This is a genomic window from Natronococcus sp. CG52 (assembly GCF_023913515.1).
Taxonomy (GTDB): Archaea; Halobacteriota; Halobacteria; order Halobacteriales; family Natrialbaceae; genus Natronococcus; species Natronococcus zhouii.
This window is the reverse complement of sequence record NZ_CP099391.1, coordinates 3338416-3354135: the sequence shown is the minus strand read 5'-3', so window position 1 is coordinate 3354135 and position 15720 is coordinate 3338416. Positions and strand designations below refer to the sequence as shown.

15 protein-coding genes are annotated in these 15720 nt (G+C 67.2%); 4 read left to right on the top strand and 11 right to left on the bottom strand.

The features are described from left to right. Positions 1–52: 52 nt before the first annotated feature. The gene (gene mutS, locus NED97_RS16770; protein WP_252488162.1) at positions 53–2746 is read right to left on the bottom strand and encodes a DNA mismatch repair protein MutS; all 2694 of its coding nucleotides are present in this window, start codon (positions 2744–2746) and stop codon (positions 53–55) included. Between the two features lie 150 nt (positions 2747–2896). Between mutS and NED97_RS16765 the strand changes: the two genes are divergently transcribed. After that, positions 2897–3703, top strand: a complete 807-nt coding sequence (locus NED97_RS16765) for a universal stress protein (protein ID WP_252488161.1) — start codon at positions 2897–2899, stop codon at positions 3701–3703. A 116-nt stretch (positions 3704–3819) separates the two neighbouring features. Here NED97_RS16765 and NED97_RS16760 read toward each other — a convergent pair whose 3' ends face one another. The 3 genes from NED97_RS16760 to NED97_RS16750 form a co-directional block, all read right to left on the bottom strand. Beyond that, positions 3820–4587 (bottom strand): universal stress protein, encoded by a 768-nt coding sequence (locus tag NED97_RS16760; RefSeq protein ID WP_252488160.1) that lies wholly within the window; start codon positions 4585–4587, stop codon positions 3820–3822. Beyond that, the gene (locus tag NED97_RS16755; protein ID WP_252488159.1) at positions 4587–6008 is read right to left on the bottom strand and encodes an APC family permease; all 1422 of its coding nucleotides are present in this window, start codon (positions 6006–6008) and stop codon (positions 4587–4589) included. The genes NED97_RS16760 and NED97_RS16755 overlap by 1 nt, the downstream gene beginning before the upstream one ends. Before the next feature lie 77 nt (positions 6009–6085). Next, on the bottom strand, positions 6086–6421 hold the full coding sequence (locus tag NED97_RS16750; protein ID WP_252488158.1) for a tRNA-binding protein: 336 nt from the start codon (positions 6419–6421) through the stop codon (positions 6086–6088). A gap of 176 nt (positions 6422–6597) precedes the next feature. Between NED97_RS16750 and NED97_RS16745 the strand changes: the two genes are divergently transcribed. Next, positions 6598–7272, top strand: coding sequence for a helix-turn-helix domain-containing protein (locus NED97_RS16745; RefSeq protein WP_252488157.1), 675 nt, complete (start codon positions 6598–6600; stop codon positions 7270–7272). A 91-nt stretch (positions 7273–7363) separates the two neighbouring features. After that, the gene (locus NED97_RS16740) at positions 7364–7639 is read left to right on the top strand and encodes a HalOD1 output domain-containing protein (RefSeq protein WP_252488156.1); all 276 of its coding nucleotides are present in this window, start codon (positions 7364–7366) and stop codon (positions 7637–7639) included. A gap of 119 nt (positions 7640–7758) precedes the next feature. On the opposite strand, the gene NED97_RS16735 is transcribed toward NED97_RS16740, so the two are convergent. The 7 genes from NED97_RS16735 to NED97_RS16705 form a co-directional block, all read right to left on the bottom strand. Then, positions 7759–8727: a TIGR03560 family F420-dependent LLM class oxidoreductase gene (locus NED97_RS16735; protein WP_252488155.1), complete on the bottom strand. Its 969-nt coding sequence runs from the start codon at positions 8725–8727 to the stop codon at positions 7759–7761. Next, a complete protein-coding gene (gene thiD / locus NED97_RS16730) occupies positions 8724–10040 on the bottom strand; it encodes a bifunctional hydroxymethylpyrimidine kinase/phosphomethylpyrimidine kinase (protein WP_252488154.1) in 1317 nt (438 codons plus the stop codon). The genes NED97_RS16735 and thiD overlap by 4 nt, the downstream gene beginning before the upstream one ends. Positions 10041–10134: 94 nt before the next feature. Next, a complete protein-coding gene (locus tag NED97_RS16725) occupies positions 10135–11463 on the bottom strand; it encodes a hemolysin family protein (RefSeq protein WP_252488153.1) in 1329 nt (442 codons plus the stop codon). Positions 11464–11563: 100 nt separating this feature from the next. After that, entirely contained in the window at positions 11564–12583 is a 1020-nt protein-coding gene (locus NED97_RS16720) for an AIR synthase family protein (protein WP_252488152.1), read from the bottom strand. A gap of 428 nt (positions 12584–13011) precedes the next feature. Further along, positions 13012–13296, bottom strand: a complete 285-nt coding sequence (locus NED97_RS16715; RefSeq protein WP_252488151.1) for a UPF0058 family protein — start codon at positions 13294–13296, stop codon at positions 13012–13014. 151 nt (positions 13297–13447) lie between these two features. Next, a complete protein-coding gene (locus NED97_RS16710) occupies positions 13448–14077 on the bottom strand; it encodes an SDR family oxidoreductase (protein ID WP_252488150.1) in 630 nt (209 codons plus the stop codon). Positions 14078–14153: 76 nt separating this feature from the next. Further along, positions 14154–14675: a GNAT family N-acetyltransferase gene (locus NED97_RS16705; RefSeq protein ID WP_252488149.1), complete on the bottom strand. Its 522-nt coding sequence runs from the start codon at positions 14673–14675 to the stop codon at positions 14154–14156. A gap of 137 nt (positions 14676–14812) precedes the next feature. Between NED97_RS16705 and NED97_RS16700 the strand changes: the two genes are divergently transcribed. After that, a complete protein-coding gene (locus NED97_RS16700) occupies positions 14813–15679 on the top strand; it encodes a dihydrodipicolinate synthase family protein (protein WP_252488148.1) in 867 nt (288 codons plus the stop codon). Positions 15680–15720: the final 41 nt, after the last annotated feature.

Genomic DNA, 15720 nt, shown 5'->3' with positions numbered 1-15720 from the left:
GCTGTCAGTTCACCTTCAAGCGTGACCGACAGAATCGTCTCGTCAGCAACCGCTACCTGTCCTCGAGCGTTCGCTGCCACTCCTGGACCTTCGAGATCAACTCGACCGGCGCCGTCGCGTTCACGTCGACGTCCTCGAGGTCCTCGAGCACCCGCTTCGCCTCGGGGTCGAGCGACTCGTTCGGATCTCCTACGTCGGAGGAGACCTCCGACGAGGATCGCCTTGCGCCGCTCGGCTCACCCCCGTCCGCGTTCGCCGGCCCGCGGAATCCCCCGCTCGAGACGTCGAACACGGTTTGTACGGGCTCGCTCGAGCCGCCGCCCTTGGCCTCGATGGCCTTCTCCTCGCGCAGGCGCTCGAGGACGTCCCGCGATCGGTCGACGACGGGGTCGGGGACGCCGGCGAGGTCGGCGACGTGGATCCCGTAGCTGCGGTCGGTCGGGCCGTCTCGAACGGTCCGGAGGAAGGTGACGTCGCCGTCTCGCTCGTCCGCGGCGACGTGAACGTTGGCGACGCGCGGGAGCCGGTCGGCGAGACCCGTTAGCTCGTGGTAGTGGGTCGCGAACAGCGTCTTCGCCTTGACCTCGTTGTGGAGGTACTCCGTGGCGGCCCAGGCGATCGAGATGCCGTCGTACGTCGCGGTTCCGCGGCCGACCTCGTCCAGGATGACGAGCGACTCCTCGGTCGCGGTGTGCAGGATGTTCGAGAGTTCGCTCATCTCGACCATGAACGTCGACCGTCCCTGGGCGAGTTCGTCGAGCGCCCCGACGCGCGTAAAGATGCCGTCGACCAGCCCGATCTCGGCCTCCTTCGCTGGAACGAAGCTCCCGATCTGGGCCAGCAGGACGATCCCGGCGACCTGGCGCATGTAGGTCGACTTCCCGGACATGTTGGGTCCGGTGACGACGAGAAAACCGCGATCCTCGTCCAGCTGCACGTCGTTGGGGACGAACTCCGTCGTCTGCTCGACGACCGGGTGACGACCCTGGTCGATATCGAGTCGGTCGCCCCGCTGCAGGTCGGGCTCGACCCACCGGTTCTCCGCCGCGTGCGTCGCCAGGCTCGCGAGCGCGTCGACGGTCGCGAGCGCCCGGCCGACGTCCTGCAAGAGTTCGGCCCGCGCCGCAACCTTCTCGCGCAATTCCTCGAACAGTTCGTACTCGAGGTCGCCGCGTCGCTCCTCCAGGCGCAGGATCTCCCGTTCTTTCTCCTCGAGTTCGTCGGTCGTGAACCGCTTCGAGTTCTTCAGCGTCTTGATCTGCTCGTAGTGGTCGGGGACGCCGTCCGCCGCGGACTTGCCGACCTGTACGTAGTAGCCGTCGGTCTTGTTCCGGTCGACGGTCACGTGCGAGAGGCCGTGCTGGCGCTTCTCCCGGTCGGCGAGCGTGTCGAGCCACTCCTTTACCTCGTCATGGCGCTCGATCACTTCGTCGAGTTCGTCGTCGTAGCCGTACTGAAGGAGTTCGCCCCGGGTCACCGTCGACGGCGGCTCCTCGGCGATGGCCTCCGCGAGCGTCTCGCGCAACTCGGCGGCGGCCTCCCGATCCGGGCGGTCGACGATCCCCGAGAGGGGCGAGTCGGCCAGATCCGGCGTCGACGCGATGGTGTCGGCCAGCGCGGGGAGGACGCCCAGCGTGTGCTGGACGGCGAGCAGATCCCGCGCGTCGGCGCTGCCGTGGCTCGCCTTCGAGGCCAGTCGCGCCAGATCGTAGGCGTCGCCGAGAGCGTCCTGGATCTCGTCGCGAGCGAGCGCCGCCGTCGACAGCGCCGCGACGCTCTCCTGACGGCGCTCGAGGGCCTCGAGCGACCGACGCGGGCGCTGGAGCCACTCCTTCAGCAGGCGGCCGCCGGCGCTCGTCGCGGTGTGGTCGATCGTCGCGAACAGCGATCCCTCGCGCTCGCCCTGCATCGTCTCGGTCAACTCGAGGTTGCGCTGGGTGGTCGCGTCGAGCGTGACGTGGTCGTCGCCGTGGTGGGCCTGGATGCGCGTCATCGAGGCCAGCACGCCGGCGCCGGTCTCCTCGACGTAGTCCAGCACGGCGCCGGCGGCCGCGACCGCCGGTTCGTCGACCGACAGCCGCTCGACGGTTTCCCGGCCGAACTGGTCGCGAACGACGTGGCTCGCTCGTTTCGGGGCGAACGCCTCCGTCTCGTGGAGCGTGAGCGTCGCGTCGATGCGCTCGCGGACCAGGTTCAACAGATCGTCGTCCGTTCTAACCTCCGGCCCCGGCAACACCTCGACGGGGTCGAACCGGTACAGTTCCGTCAACGTCTCGTCGACGCCCTCGGCCGTCGCGACGAGGAAGCGGCCGGTCGTCACGTCGGCGAAGGCGAGACCGTACGCGGGGTCGTCCGTCGAACTGCCCCTCGAGTCGGCGACGATCGCGGCCAGATACTGCGCGTCGGCGTCGCTCGTCTCGAGCAAGGTTCCAGGGGTGACGACCCGGACGATTTCGCGTGCGTGACCGGAGTCGGTCTCGTACTGGTCGGCGACGGCGACCCGGTAGCCGCGCTCGACCAGCGCCTTCAGGTAGGGCGTCAGATCGTCGATCGGCACGCCGGCCATCGGGTACGACGAGCCGTGCGAGGACTTCTGGGAGACCTTGAGATCGAGTTCCTCGCTAACCATCTCGGCGTCCTCGCCGAAGAACTCGTAGAAGTCGCCACACTGCATCGCCAGCAGGTCGGCGTCGGTGTCCTCTTTGAGCGAGAAGAATTCTCCGACGATGCCCGTCGCCTCGGTCATACGCGGTGACTGGCGGGCCACGACAAAAACCCTGCGGGATCCGCGGTGAAAGTGATCGACCCGTGGTAACGATTCGTACTGTCTTCCGGCGACGGGGTTCTCCAGTAGGGGTTCTATTACGATCGCTGTCGTACGTGACACACCCCCACAATGGCTGCTCCCCGCGACCATCGTGTGCTCGTTCCGGTCGACGTCCTCGGCGGAGAGAGCGTCCCACAGACGGTTATCGACGCGTTCGCGTCGGTTCCGGTCGTTCTGCTCGGCTACCGCGTCCTCCCCGACCAGACGCCGCCGGACCAGGCGCGCGACCAGTACGGAGCGCGTGTTCGTTCCGAACTCGAGGAGCTCCACGACGTGTTCGAAGACGCCGGCTGTCTCGACGTCTCGTCGCGGCTCGTCTTCACGCACAACCGGCTGAAGACGTTCGAACGCGTCGCGGTCGAAGCGTCGTGTGACGCGGTCTTACTGCTCAACCCCGCACCCGTTCTCGAGACGGTGCTCGTCGCGATTCGCGGCGACGTCAACCTCGATCACATCGCCCGGCTGCTCGGCGCGCTGCTCACCGACACCGATCTCGAGGTGACGTTCTTCCACGTCGTTCCCGACGAGGACGAGCGGGAACGCGGGTCCGAACTCCTCGACGCTGCCGTCTCCGCGCTGGCCGACGTCGGCGTCGACCGCGATCGGATCGACACCTCGCTCGTCGTCGACGGCTCGCCGACGCGGGAGATTCTCGAGGCCGCGACCGATCACGACCTGCTCGTCGTCGGCGAGAGCCGTCCGTCGGTCCGCCGACTCATCTTCCGGGATCGGGCGAAGACGTTGGCCAGGGACACGGTCGATCCGGTCCTCGTTATCCGCGGGGAGTATCTCGAGGCGGACGAAGCGGGAACTGCCGAGGACGAGAGCGAGGGAACCGGTGACGGCGACACGGTCGACGGGGACGACACCACGTAACCGACGCTCGGTCGTCGGTCGTGGCAGCGTCAGACGAGCCCGCACGGTTACCGTCCGAGAGGCGCGCCTGATCGGCTCAGTTCACGTCCGATCGAACCGAGGGACGCGAGTTCCGATCACGAGTCGTCGGTCGCGGGACGATCGGCGGTCGCGTTGGACGGCGGCAGTCGATCGGCGTTCGCTTCCGCGCCGTCGCTTTCCTCGACGTTCCGGACGACGAGTACCGGTCCGACCGATCCGGCGGCGACGCGCTCGGCCTCCTCGCCGAAGACGAGCGACCGAAGCGACGGAGCCCGTTCGCCCATAACGATGGCGTCGTGGTCGGTCGCGGCCTCGATGAGCGCCTCGAACGGGGGCTCGTTAGCTGCGAGTTCGGTTCGAACGTCGATTCCGCGTCCGGAGAGCGCCGCGCCGGCCGCCTCGAGCAGTTCCCGGCCGCCGGCCTCGTCGTCGGTGGCGAGAAAGAGCGTGACGCCGATACCGCGGCCGCCGACTAACTCCGTGACGAACGAGCAGATCCGTTCGACGGCGACGTCGCCCGTCAGCGCCACGAGGAGGCGATCGACCGGTCCGGTCGCGCCCGTGATGGCGTAGGCGCCCGCCGCCGTTTCTTCGGCGACCCGATCGACCGTTTGCTCCCGGTCGTGGGTGAACACGAGGCGATGATCCGCGCCCTCGCCGGCCGTCCGAAACTCCGTGGCGAGGTCGGTGAGGGCGGCTGTCGCCCTGTCCTCGTACTGCATCCGTGCCTGATCCGGCGGCGTCTGCTCGGGGAGGACGTGGTAGCCGAGGACGGTGACGTCCATCGGCCCGAGCAGCGCCGTCAATCCGGTCGAAACCGATTCACCCTCCAGGATCGCCAGTGGAACGAGTACGCGTGTCATTAGAGTGCCCCCTTCAGGGTTACGTCCCGGGCGTAGTAGGCGTACCACCCGGCGGTCGCGATCATGATACCGACGCCGACGAGCTGGGACGCGAGCTGCATGAACCCGATCAGCGCGAAGCTGGCGATCGCCCCGAGCACCGGAACGACGGGGTAGCCGGGCACCCGGAAGTCGGGGTCGTACCACTCCGGCTCGTCTCGACGCAGTGCGAGCAGCGCCACGCAGATCAGTCCGTACATGATGAGGTGCAGGAACGACGCGACCTCGGCGAGGAGCTCCACGCGGCCGGTCGCGGTCAGGACGAGAATCGGCCCGCCGGCCATCCCCAGCGCGACGTGTGGCGTGCCGTACCGGAGGTTGATGCGGCTCGCCTGCCGCGGTAACAGGGCGTCCTTCGAGACGGCGTAGATCGCCCGAGACGTGCTGAGAACCGACGCGTTGGCGCTCGACATCGTCGCGAGCAGGCCGCCGAAGACGATCGCGAACGCGCCGACGGCGCCGAGGTAGTGGCGGCCGACCTCGACCATCGCGGTCTCGCCGAACCGCGAGAGCTGCTCGCTCCCGAACGCGCTCGTCGCGACGAAGATCGTCAACACGTAGAGGACGCCGACGACGAGCACCGAGCCGACCATCGCCAGCGGCAGGTTCCGGCCGGGTTCTTTCATCTCCCCGGCGACGGTCGCCACCTGCGCGAAGCCGAGATACGAGGTGAAGACGAGCGCCGCCGTCGTCAGGATCGGCATCGTCCCGAGCGGGGCGAACTGCTCGGGTGCCATCGGCTCGCCAACCAGTCCGGCCGCATCGAGGCCGCCGTACGCGAGGAAACACACCAGAATCGACAGCAACAGCGCGACGATCCCGTTCTGGAGCTTCGCCGCGTTTTCCGTCCCCGTGACGTTCAGGACGGTAAAGCCCGCGCCGAACAACAGCGCCAGCGGGATGACGAGCCCCCCGCCGACCGCGAGCCCGAGTTCGGCGAGCGTATCGACGGCGTAGTAGCCGAATCCGACGAGATAGAAGGCCGTCGCGAACACCAGCCCGAACCACAACGAGAGTCCGACGACGGCCCCGGCGAGCGTGCCCAGCCCGCGCGAGATGAAGTAGTAGCCACCGCCGCTCTTCGGCATCGCCGTCGCGAGTTCGGAGGCGGGAAGCGCGACCAGCAACGCGACGACGGCGCCGATCGCGAACGACGCCGCCGCAGCGGGACCCGCTCTCCCGGCCGCGAGTCCCGGGAAGACGAAGATGCCGGCGCCGATCATCGTCCCGATCCCGATAGCGAGTCCGCCGGAGAGCCCGAGCGTTCGCTCGAGTTCGGCGTCGTCGGTGATCGTCGCGTCGTCGGTTTCGATCGTCGGTTCGATCTGTGGCGCCTCTCCCTCGACGTTGGTTCCCCCGGCCGACGACGATGGGCCGTCCATAGTGGGCGTGACTCCGGCTGGACGTATATTGGTAATGCGAGCGATCGCCGTCAACCCCACGTGATCGCCGCTACCGCTCAGAACAGTACTCCGCCGAGCGGCACGTCCTCGTTCGGCTCCACGAGCACCGGATACCCCTCCTCGTCCGGGACGCCGACGGTCAGCGCCTCGGATTTGAAGCCGGCGATCCGGACCGAGCCGAGGTTCGTCGCACACAGCACCTGTCGCCCCTCGAGTTCGTCGGGGTCGTAGTGGTGGTCCAGCTGTGCGGCGGACCGGATCTCGCCGCGGTCCTCCCCGAGATCGATCCGGAGTTTCGTCATCTTCGGCTTGTTCGTCTCCGGAAACGACTCCGCCTCGAGTACTTCCCCGACGCGGATCTCGACGTCGAACGGGCTTTCGATCTCTGCCATAGTTCACGTTTCCGATCGCCACGCCAAAAAACCGATCGTCGCAGCAGGGTTTGAGCCGTTCGCTGACGCGTAACGGCTCGATTCGTCCGTTAATCCCTTTCGGCTACTCCAGGAATATTAATAGTTGATTTATGTAAATCGCGTTCGAACAGGGGTACAATAGACGGTGCGACGCAATGAGTTATATCGCCGAAGTTTCGTTCACGCATCCCAGACTGCATCTGGGTGCGGTGCTCGAGTCGCTTCCGGAGGCCGTCGCCGAGATCAAACCGCAACCGGTGACTGATCTGACCGAACCGACGGTGTTCTACTCCGTCACGAACGTCGACACGGACGCGTTCGAGTCCGCGTGCGACGAAACCGGTTCGGTCACCGACCGGGATCAACTCCTCGAGGTAGACGATACCGCGCTCTACCGGGTAACCACGGATCCGGACGTCCGGACGGTCTCGCCGATAATCTCGGATCTCGACGGCTGTGTTCTCGCTGCCAGTAGCTACGAGGGTGTCTGGACGTATCTGCTGTACATCAGCGATAGGGACATCCTCACGGGACTGACCGAACACTGCGACCGAGCGGGGATCACGTATCAGTTGAAGCGGTTGTACCCCGTCGAAACGTACGCCGATCTGCAGTCCGAGGCTCGTCTCGACCTGGACCTGACGGACCGACAGCGGGAGGTCGCGACGACGGCGGCGGCGATGGGCTACTTCGATCCCGAGGGCGCAGCGGCTGACGAAGTAGCCGACGAACTCGACATCTCCAGATCGACCCTTTCGGGCCATCTTCGGCTCATCACGAACAAGGTGTACGACGAACTCTTCGTGGAAAACCCACGGGTCTACCTGTAGTAGTCTCCCTCCACCTGTGTATTCCACCCGGTATAAGACGCCTGATTATTAGACGGTAAACCGAACCGTCTCTCTCTGGAGACTAGAGACGATGTCTGAGATAGTACCGATGGAGAACGGCGCCGAATTCGACCGACCGAGTCTCGAGGTGATCTCGACGGTTGCCGACCGCGAGGACTGTCAGCCGTCGGAGCTCCGGCCGCCGCTCTACAGCGTCATCGATCCCGAAACGCTGGATCGGCTCTGGGGATCGTCGAGCGCTGCTCGGCACGAAGTCGGCGGCAGCGTGAGTTTCGCCTACTGCGGATACGACGTGACGGTCGCGAGCGACGGCACGGTCTCCGTCGAAGCCCGTTCGACGGAATAGGTTGTGATCCCGGTCCGCAGCCTGACCGTCGTGTTCTCGTTCCTTCGCTCGAGAGGATCGTCCTCAACTGCGAGACCGAAAACGGTACGCGCGCACGTTCGCGCATTCCGTCGGTCCCGCTACTCGAGCAGCGCGTCGCGTAGCAGCGCGAGACTGTCGTCGTCGACCGCGCTCGGAACCGCGAGCATGAACGTCTCGATGCCGACGTCCTCGTACTCCTCGAGGCGCTCGCGGATCGTCTCCGGCGATCCCGTCGGGGCCGTCTCGACGTACGCCGAGAGGAAGAACTCCCGCGGTTCGGACGGCTCGTCGGGCAGGTAGTTCTCCGCGAACTGCGAGCGTTTGCGCTCGGCGGCCTCGTCCGTCTCGTCGACGAAGACGAACAGCTCGGCGGATCTGTCGATCGCCTCGTAGCGCTCCTCGCTCTCGCAGTGCTCGCGCAGGACCGCGAGCTTTTCGGCGAACCCCTCGGGCTCGAGGGTGCCGTAGTTCCAGCCGTCGGCCAGTTCGGCGGCGTACCGCAGCGTAAACTTCTCCCCGCCGCCGCCGATCCAGATCGGCGGGTGTGGGTCCTGTACCGGCTGCGGTTCGCAGAACGCGTCCTCGAGCGTGACGTCGAGCGCGTCGCCCTCGTAGCTGAAGGTCTCGTTCGTCCACAACCCCTGCAGGATCTCGACCGTCTCGCGAAGCCGTCGAATTCGCTCGGCGGGCGGTTTCCGGAACTCGTAGCCGAAGCGATCGTACTCGTCCGCGTACCAGCCCGCGCCGAGGCCGAGTTCGAGTCGGCCGTCGCTGACGCGATCGACCGTCGCCGCCATCTTCGCCAGCAGCGACGGGTGGCGATAGGACTGGCTGGTGACGAGCGAGCCGAGGCGGATCCGTTCGGTCGCCTCGGCGACCGCGGCGAGGGTCGTCCAGCACTCGGCGGTCTCCCGGCGCGGGTCGCCGATCCAGGACTGGAGGTGATCCTCGAGCCAGACGGCGTCGTAGCCGAGCGACTCGGCGTCGGTCGCGACGCGTCGAATCGTCTCGAGATCGGTTCCGTACTGGGGCAGTATCACGCCGACGTCGGCGTCGAGGGCGTTCACTCGGCCACCTCCGCATCGAGCGCCAGGAGGCGGTCGGCCAGCGTCTCCGGCTCCTCGGCGACGAGCCGAGTCATCGCTTCCCTCCCGACGTCGCCGCGGTCGATCACCGCGACGGGTGTCGTCTCTCGGACGCCGAACGCGTCCGCCGGGCAGGTCGATCGATCGTCCTCGGCGACCGGCCACTCGAGACGCTCGAGGGCGCGCTCGACCTCTTCGTCGAAGCGGCAGTTGACGGCGAAGCGCAGGTCGGGGGCGTACTCCCGAGTCGAGACGAGGAAGCCGGCGAGGTGGCTCGAGGCGCCGAACCGGACGCCGCGATTGGGCTGGACGCCGTCCAGCACGCGCGTGATCCGCCCCTCGACGGCGGCCGTCTCGGCGATCGATTCGGCGTAGGGGGTCGCGCCGACGACGTTCATCCCGACCTCGGGGACGAGCCCCGACACGTCCGCCGCAACGAGCCGGTCGACGACCGCCTGGACCGCCTCGGCGGTCGGCTCGCGGGCGGCCGCGCTCCGGAGTTCGACGGCGTGGTTGACCGCGCCGTGGCCCTCCCCGACGTCGTAGTAGTAGCGAACGGCGCGGGCGAGGAAGTCGGTCGCAGCTTCCACTGCGGTCTCGAGCGGCTCTCCCTTCGCCAGGCGGGCCGTGATCGCCGAGGCCAGCGTGCAGCCGGAGCCGTGGGTCGCGTCGGTTCCGATTCGCGGATGTTCGAACGTCCTGACGTCGTCCCTGGTGACGAGTACGTCCCGGACCGTCTCGCCGGGGACGTGACCGCCCTTGAGGAGCACCGCGTCGACGCCCGTCTCGAGGACCGTCTCGGCCGCCGTCCGTGCGCTCTCCGGATCCGTGACCTCGATACCCGCCAGTACCTCGGCCTCGTCGGCGTTCGGCGTCGCGAGCGTCGCCTCCCCGAGCAGGTCTTCGTAGGCGCGTTCGGCCTCGGGCTCGAGCAGCCGGTCGCCGGAGGACGCGACCATAACGGGGTCGACGACCAGCGGGAACTCGAACGCCGGTGCCCGGTCGGCGACTAGCCGGACGACGTCGGTCGTCGCGAGCATGCCGGTCTTCGCCGCGCCGACCGCGAAATCGCCGGTGACGGCCTCGATCTGGGCCTCGACCTCCGCTATCGGCAGTACGAACGAGGACTCGACGCCGCGGGTGTGCTGGGCGGTGACGGCGGTGATCGCCGACGTCCCGAAGACGCCGTGAGCGGTCATCGTTGCGAGATCCGCCTGGATACCGGCTCCGCCGCCGGAGTCGCTGCCCGCGATCGTGAGGGCGACGGGACGCGCGTCGGGTGCTGGCGTTCTCATAGGTGTGGCTATCGCCCCGTTGTACTAATCGGTAGTGGTCGCACGGTCGGAGTGTCCGTCTCGATGACGAACGACGACTCGATCGAACTCGGTCTTACGACACCGGTTCCTCCGCGAGCGTCTCGATGCGGACCTCGAGGATGCGGTTGTTCTCCGCGGTTTCGACGACGAGTCGCACGTCGTCGTAGGTGACCGATTCGCCCTCCTCGACGATGCGCCCGGCCCTGTCGAAGATGAACCCCGCGATGGACTCGAACTCGCCCGTTTCGGGCAGGGCGGTCTCGAGCGCTTCGTTTACCTCGTGGACGTTCACTTCGCCGCGGACGAGGGCCGTCCCGTCGTCGATCCATCGGATCGGAACGCGTTCCATCTCCCTGAGCACCTCGCCGATGATCTCCTCGACGATGTTCTCGATCGTCAGGACGCCGGCCGTCGTGCCGAACTCGTCGACGACGATGGCGATATTTCGGCGCTCCTCTCGAAGCTCTTCCAGTATCTCGTCGACGTCTTTCGTCTCGGGGACGACGTACGGTTCGGCTGCGAGGGACCGAAGCGACGCGTCCGGATCGCGTTCCCGGGCCGCCAGCAGGTCGATCGCGTCGACGACGCCGACGATCTCGTCGAGCGTCCCCTCGTAGACCGGCAGTCGCCGGAACCCGCTGTCGATACACGTTTCGATCGCCGTCGACAGGTCCTCGTCCGCGGCCACCGCGACTACGTCCAGCCGGGGCACCATCGTTTCCTTGGCGGTCCGGTTCCGGAACCGGAGGATGCGCTGGAGCATCCGGTGTTCTTCCTCCTCTAAGGCGCCGTCTCGCTGGCCCGCCTGGATCACGTCGCCGATTTCCGAGCGGGTGACGTACGCGCTCTCGAAGTCCCCTTCGCTTCCCACGATCTTGTTGACGCTCCGGGTGAGCACGTCGAACACGGCGACGAGCGGATAGAGCAGGTACTGCGAGAGTCGGAGCGGGCCCGCGATCCGCAGCGCCCACGACTCGCTGTTCTCGACGGCGTACGACTTGGGTGCGCTCTCTCCGAACAGCAACACGATCGAGGTGACGCCGAAGGTCGCGATGAGCACGGCTTCGCCGGCGTCGAAGTACATTCCGAGCAGTCCGGTCGCGATGCTCGACATGGCGATGTTCGCGATGTTGTTTCCGACGAGGATCGTGACCAGCAACCGCCGCGGGTTCGCTTTCAGCTCCGCGAGGGTTCCGGCGCCGGAGACGCCGTCCTCGACCAGCGTGCCGATTCGGTGGTCGACGAGCGAGAAGATGGCGATCTCCGAGGACGAAAAGAACGCCGAAAGTCCGATCAGCGCGCCGATCGCGACCACGCCGAGGATGGTGATCGTTTCCCGCGATAGCGCCTGGAGGATAATCGGCGAGTCAGCAAGTCCCAGAATCGCGTCCACCGTGTGCATGTAGTCAAACACGGCTGCGAAGCGTAAAGCTCCATCAAGCCGTCCGGAACGATGAACGTCGACGATAACGGCGACGCGGACGGTCGTACTTCGGCCCGAGCTACTCGTCGGCCAGTTTCGCGTAGGCGTCCCACGAGGGGTCGACTCGCGGGTGCTCGAGTCGCTCACCGTCCACGACTACCGTCCCGCGATCGTCCTCGCTCGCCTCGACGCGGCCGATCTCGGCCGCGACGGTTTCGCGCGCCTCGAGCGCCTCGCGGACCGCGTCGACTCCCGACGGATCGACCGCGATCACGAGCGAACCGCAGCTGGTCGCCGCCCAGGGATCGATCTCGAGGTGGGAACAGACCTCGGCGACGCCGGGGCGCATCGGAACGGCCGCACGGTCGACGGCGAACCGGGCGTCCGCGCCGGCAGCCATCTCGTTGAGCGCGCCGGCAAGTCCGCCCTCCGTTACGTCGTGCATTGCCGTCACGGGTCCCGCGGCGGCGGCCGTGAGGGCGTCGCGGACGCAGTGGACTTCCTCGAGTCGCTCCCGGGCGTCTGCGATCGTCGCATCCGGGAGCGCCAGCTGGTCGGGAAAGAGCGTGCTCAGGAGACCGACCGACTCGACGGCGGGGCCGGTCGTCAGGAGGAGCCGATCACCCTCGCGCGCGCCGTCCGGGCGGACGACGTCGTCGTGCTCGCCGACGGCCATCGCTGTCGCGGCGCCGACCCACGGATGGGTCTGTCCGGAATACCGGGCCGTGTGGCCCGTCGCGACGGCGACGCCGAGATCGGCACACCCCGCGTGGATCGTCTCCCAGACGGTCGCGAACTCGTCGTCGCTCATCGTCTCGGGCAGGGTAAAACAGATCGAGAGGTGTGACGGCGGAATGCCGCTGACGGCGACGTCCGCGAGGACGAGGTCGAGCGCGAATCGGGCGGCGCGCTCGAGGCCGATCTCGGGGAGGATCGAGAGCGGGTCGGTCGCGGTGACCAGCGCCTGTCCGCCGACGTCGAGGACGCCGAAGTCGACGCCGTGACTGGGGCCAAGGGCGACGTCCTCCCGATCGGCGCCGAGGTTCGGCGCGATGCGGCGCTCGAAGAACTGTCGATCGATCTTGCCGAGGTCGCTCACGGCCGGTGAATTCGGTCACGTCCTCTTAGCGGTGCTGGTCCTCGCCGGCGGCCGTTTTCTGCACACATCAGCAGCCGACGGGACGGTCCCGCCGCCGGCTCAGTCCGGTTGAGTGGCCAAATTCAGTCGCTCGTCGCCCGTCCGTCTCCCTCGCGCAACCGGCCTCGACGTCGATCTCGTCCGCGTTATCGTTCGGTTGCGGCCGGGCTCACCGTCGGTCGGTCGAGACGATCCCGAACGCTCGGGCGTTCGTTCGATAGGACTGACGAACGAACACGCCGGCTGTAATTCTCCCTATTCGCTCGGTTCGGCCGGGCCGGGAACTCGAGTGCGGAGGGCGCGGCGCACGGCCGTCCCGGGACTTCGATCGCCGACACGGCGACTCCGGGACCCTCGTCGAGCGGTCGGATCTGTGCCTTCGCGTCCCCTCACCGGTCGGGGAATTTCCAGTCGTCCACCCCGGAAGGGAGGGACAGGTCCGTTTTCTCGGGTTCGTTCCCGTCGCGTTGGTGGTCTATCGTTCGAAGAATTCCATCTCCCAGCAGGTCGATCGCTTCTCGATGAGCGTCCTTTCCGCGGTGGATCGACATCGGGGAGACGTTCCGCTCCTCGTACCCTCTGTACGCATCCCCGGGAACTTCCCCACAGTTCTGGAGTTCGCTGCGGATCTGGGTGAGGAGTCCGTGCACGTGGACGAGGCTCTGTTTTTTCATGCATCTATTCAGGTAGCTAGCTATTAATACTTAAGAATCTGATTGACACTGTCATTATATTATCGATCGAACTATAGCATCGGTGAGGGATGGTCCGTCTCTCTGTAACGGTGAGGCCGACTCGCCCGTACTGTAGCGGGCGACGCCAGTCCTACAGCGGATCGCGAAGCGCTCGGTCGATCGATTCGTCGCCGGCCGCGAGTTCGAACGTCGTCCCGTGGGTGCTCGCCACCGTGAGCGCCGCGACGAGCGCCTGAGCGACGTCCTCGCGCGGGATTTCGACGTCGTCGCGGTCGAGGTCCGCGCCGGTCCGGATCTCTCCGGTCCCGTCCTCGTTCGTCAGCGGCCCGGGGCGGACGACGGTGTACGTTAGGTCGCTCTCGCGGAGGTACTCGTCGGCCTCGCCCTTCGCCCGGAGGTACTCCCGGAGCGCTTCGGGGCTGTTCTCCGGCTGATCCGCGTTGATCGAACTCAACATCACGAAGCGGTCGACGCCCTCGGCTTCCGCGGCGTCGATGATGTTGATCGCCCCGTCGCGATCGACGCCCCACACGTCGTCGCCGCCGGATCCGGCGGCGAAGACGATCGCGTCGCGCCCTTCGACGGCGTGCGTGACGTCCTCGGTCAGATCGCCGAGGACCGGTTCGGCGCCGAGGGATTCGATATCCTCCAGTTGTTCCTCGTCGCGGACCATCCCGTGTACGTCGTGCTCGCTCTCCGCGAGCAGTTCCGTCACGTGCTGTCCGACCTGGCCGTGGGCGCCCGCTACGAGTACGTTCACGTGTGGTTCCCATCCCGGCCGCCGAAAAAGCTCTGTGCATGATCCGTCGGAGTGATAGGTCGTACGAACGAACCCGTTACAGTTCGAGCGTGTAGATAGCCGTCGGGTACGCCTCGCCGGCTATCTCGAACTCCGAACTCCCGGTGCGGGCGAAGCCGCGAGCCGCGTAGAAGCGGTGGCCGGTCTCGTTCCCTTCGAGCATCTCGAGTCGCACCCGTTCGATATCGTCCGGAACTCGCTCGAGGCCGCGCTCGAGCAGCGCCGTGCCGATCCCCTGGCCCCAGTACTCTGGTTCGACGTAGATCTCTTTGAGTCCGGCCTCGTTCTCGCCGACGAAGTCCTTCGTCTCCTCGCTCCACCGGACGTAGCTGTAGCCTCGAGCGGCGCCGTCAATCTCCGCGAGGAAGATTCCGTCCCGATCGTCGCGCAGTCGGTCGGCGTACTCGCGTCGCTGTTCGTCGGACGGATCGGCCTCGAACCGCGCGATCACTTCCTCTGGAAGCAGGTCGGCGTAGGCCTCGCGCCAGGCCAGCGCGTTGATGCGAGCGATCGCGCGTGCGTCGGCCGTTCCCTCGACGTCCAATCGCCGGATCTCCATACTGGCACCTCGCTGACACTCGATAAAATACCTCGGGTGCCGTGCCACCCGGTGCCACCCGGGGTGGCGTCGCACCCGACGCGAGGTAACCTGCCCGAACCGCACCTTCCTTGACGGCGCTCTCCGTAACGCGTCCCATGCACGGAACTGGCGTTCCCATCGTCACCCCCTTCGCCGACGGGACGATCGATCACGAGCGACTGACGTCGCTCGTCGAGTGGCTCGAGGCGTCCGGCGTCGACTTCATCGTCCCCTGCGGGTCGACCGGCGAGGCGCCGTCGCTGACGATCGACGAGCGCGTTGCGGTCGTCGAGACCGTCGCCGAGGCGACCGACCTCCCGGTGCTCGTGGGCACCGGCCAGGAGGGGCTCGAGCCGACGCTCGAGACCACCGAACGCGCCGCCGAGGCGGGCGCCGACGCGGCGCTCGTGATCACGCCGTCCTACTACGGTGCCGACGACGCGGACCTCGCCGCCTACTACCGGGACGTCGCCGACGCGTCGCGGATTCCGATCTACCTCTACAGCGTGCCCAAGTTCACGGACCACGCGCTCTCGCCGCGAACCGCGGGCTCGCTCGCGAGCCACGAGAATATCGCCGGCATCAAGGACTCGAGCGGCAGCCTCGGCTCGATCCAGCGGATCGTTCGCCACAGTGCCGACGAGTCGTTCTCGGTGCTGGTCGGCAGCGGGAGCACCTACGCGGCCGGGCTCGCGGCCGGCGCCGACGGCGGCGTGCTCGCGGTCGCGAACGTGGTTCCCGGGCGGGCGAGCGACGTCTTCCGACTCCACCAAGAAGGCCGGGCCGCCGAGGCACGCGACCGCAACGCCGCGTTCGTCGAACTCGACCACGCGGTCACCGCGCGGTTCGGCGTGCCGGGCGTCAAGGCTGCCCTCGCCCTCCGCGATCAGCCCGCCGGTCGGCTCCGCTCGCCGCTCCGGCCGCTCGAGGCCGACGAGGAAGCCGAACTCGAGTCGATCCTCGAACGGACGCTCGACGCGTAACCAAATTCGTTTTCTCCCCGCAGTCGGTTGAATCGCGAACG

Bases quoted from the DNA above. Each gene is read 5' to 3' on its own strand.
- NED97_RS16725 (WP_252488153.1), bottom strand. From the start codon at position 11,463: ATGCACACGGTGGACGCGATTCTGGGACTTGCTGACTCGCCGATTATC.
- thiD (WP_252488154.1), bottom strand. From the start codon at position 10,040: ATGAGAACGCCAGCACCCGACGCGCGTCCCGTCGCCCTCACGATCGCG.
- NED97_RS16765 (WP_252488161.1), top strand. From the start codon at position 2,897: ATGGCTGCTCCCCGCGACCATCGTGTGCTCGTTCCGGTCGACGTCCTC.
- NED97_RS16745 (WP_252488157.1), top strand. From the start codon at position 6,598: ATGAGTTATATCGCCGAAGTTTCGTTCACGCATCCCAGACTGCATCTG.
- NED97_RS16755 (WP_252488159.1), bottom strand. From the start codon at position 6,008: ATGGACGGCCCATCGTCGTCGGCCGGGGGAACCAACGTCGAGGGAGAG.
- NED97_RS16740 (WP_252488156.1), top strand. From the start codon at position 7,364: ATGTCTGAGATAGTACCGATGGAGAACGGCGCCGAATTCGACCGACCG.
- NED97_RS16705 (WP_252488149.1), bottom strand. From the start codon at position 14,675: ATGGAGATCCGGCGATTGGACGTCGAGGGAACGGCCGACGCACGCGCG.
- NED97_RS16760 (WP_252488160.1), bottom strand. From the start codon at position 4,587: ATGACACGCGTACTCGTTCCACTGGCGATCCTGGAGGGTGAATCGGTT.
- mutS (WP_252488162.1), bottom strand. From the start codon at position 2,746: ATGACCGAGGCGACGGGCATCGTCGGAGAATTCTTCTCGCTCAAAGAG.
- NED97_RS16700 (WP_252488148.1), top strand. From the start codon at position 14,813: ATGCACGGAACTGGCGTTCCCATCGTCACCCCCTTCGCCGACGGGACG.
- NED97_RS16715 (WP_252488151.1), bottom strand. From the start codon at position 13,296: ATGAAAAAACAGAGCCTCGTCCACGTGCACGGACTCCTCACCCAGATC.
- NED97_RS16750 (WP_252488158.1), bottom strand. From the start codon at position 6,421: ATGGCAGAGATCGAAAGCCCGTTCGACGTCGAGATCCGCGTCGGGGAA.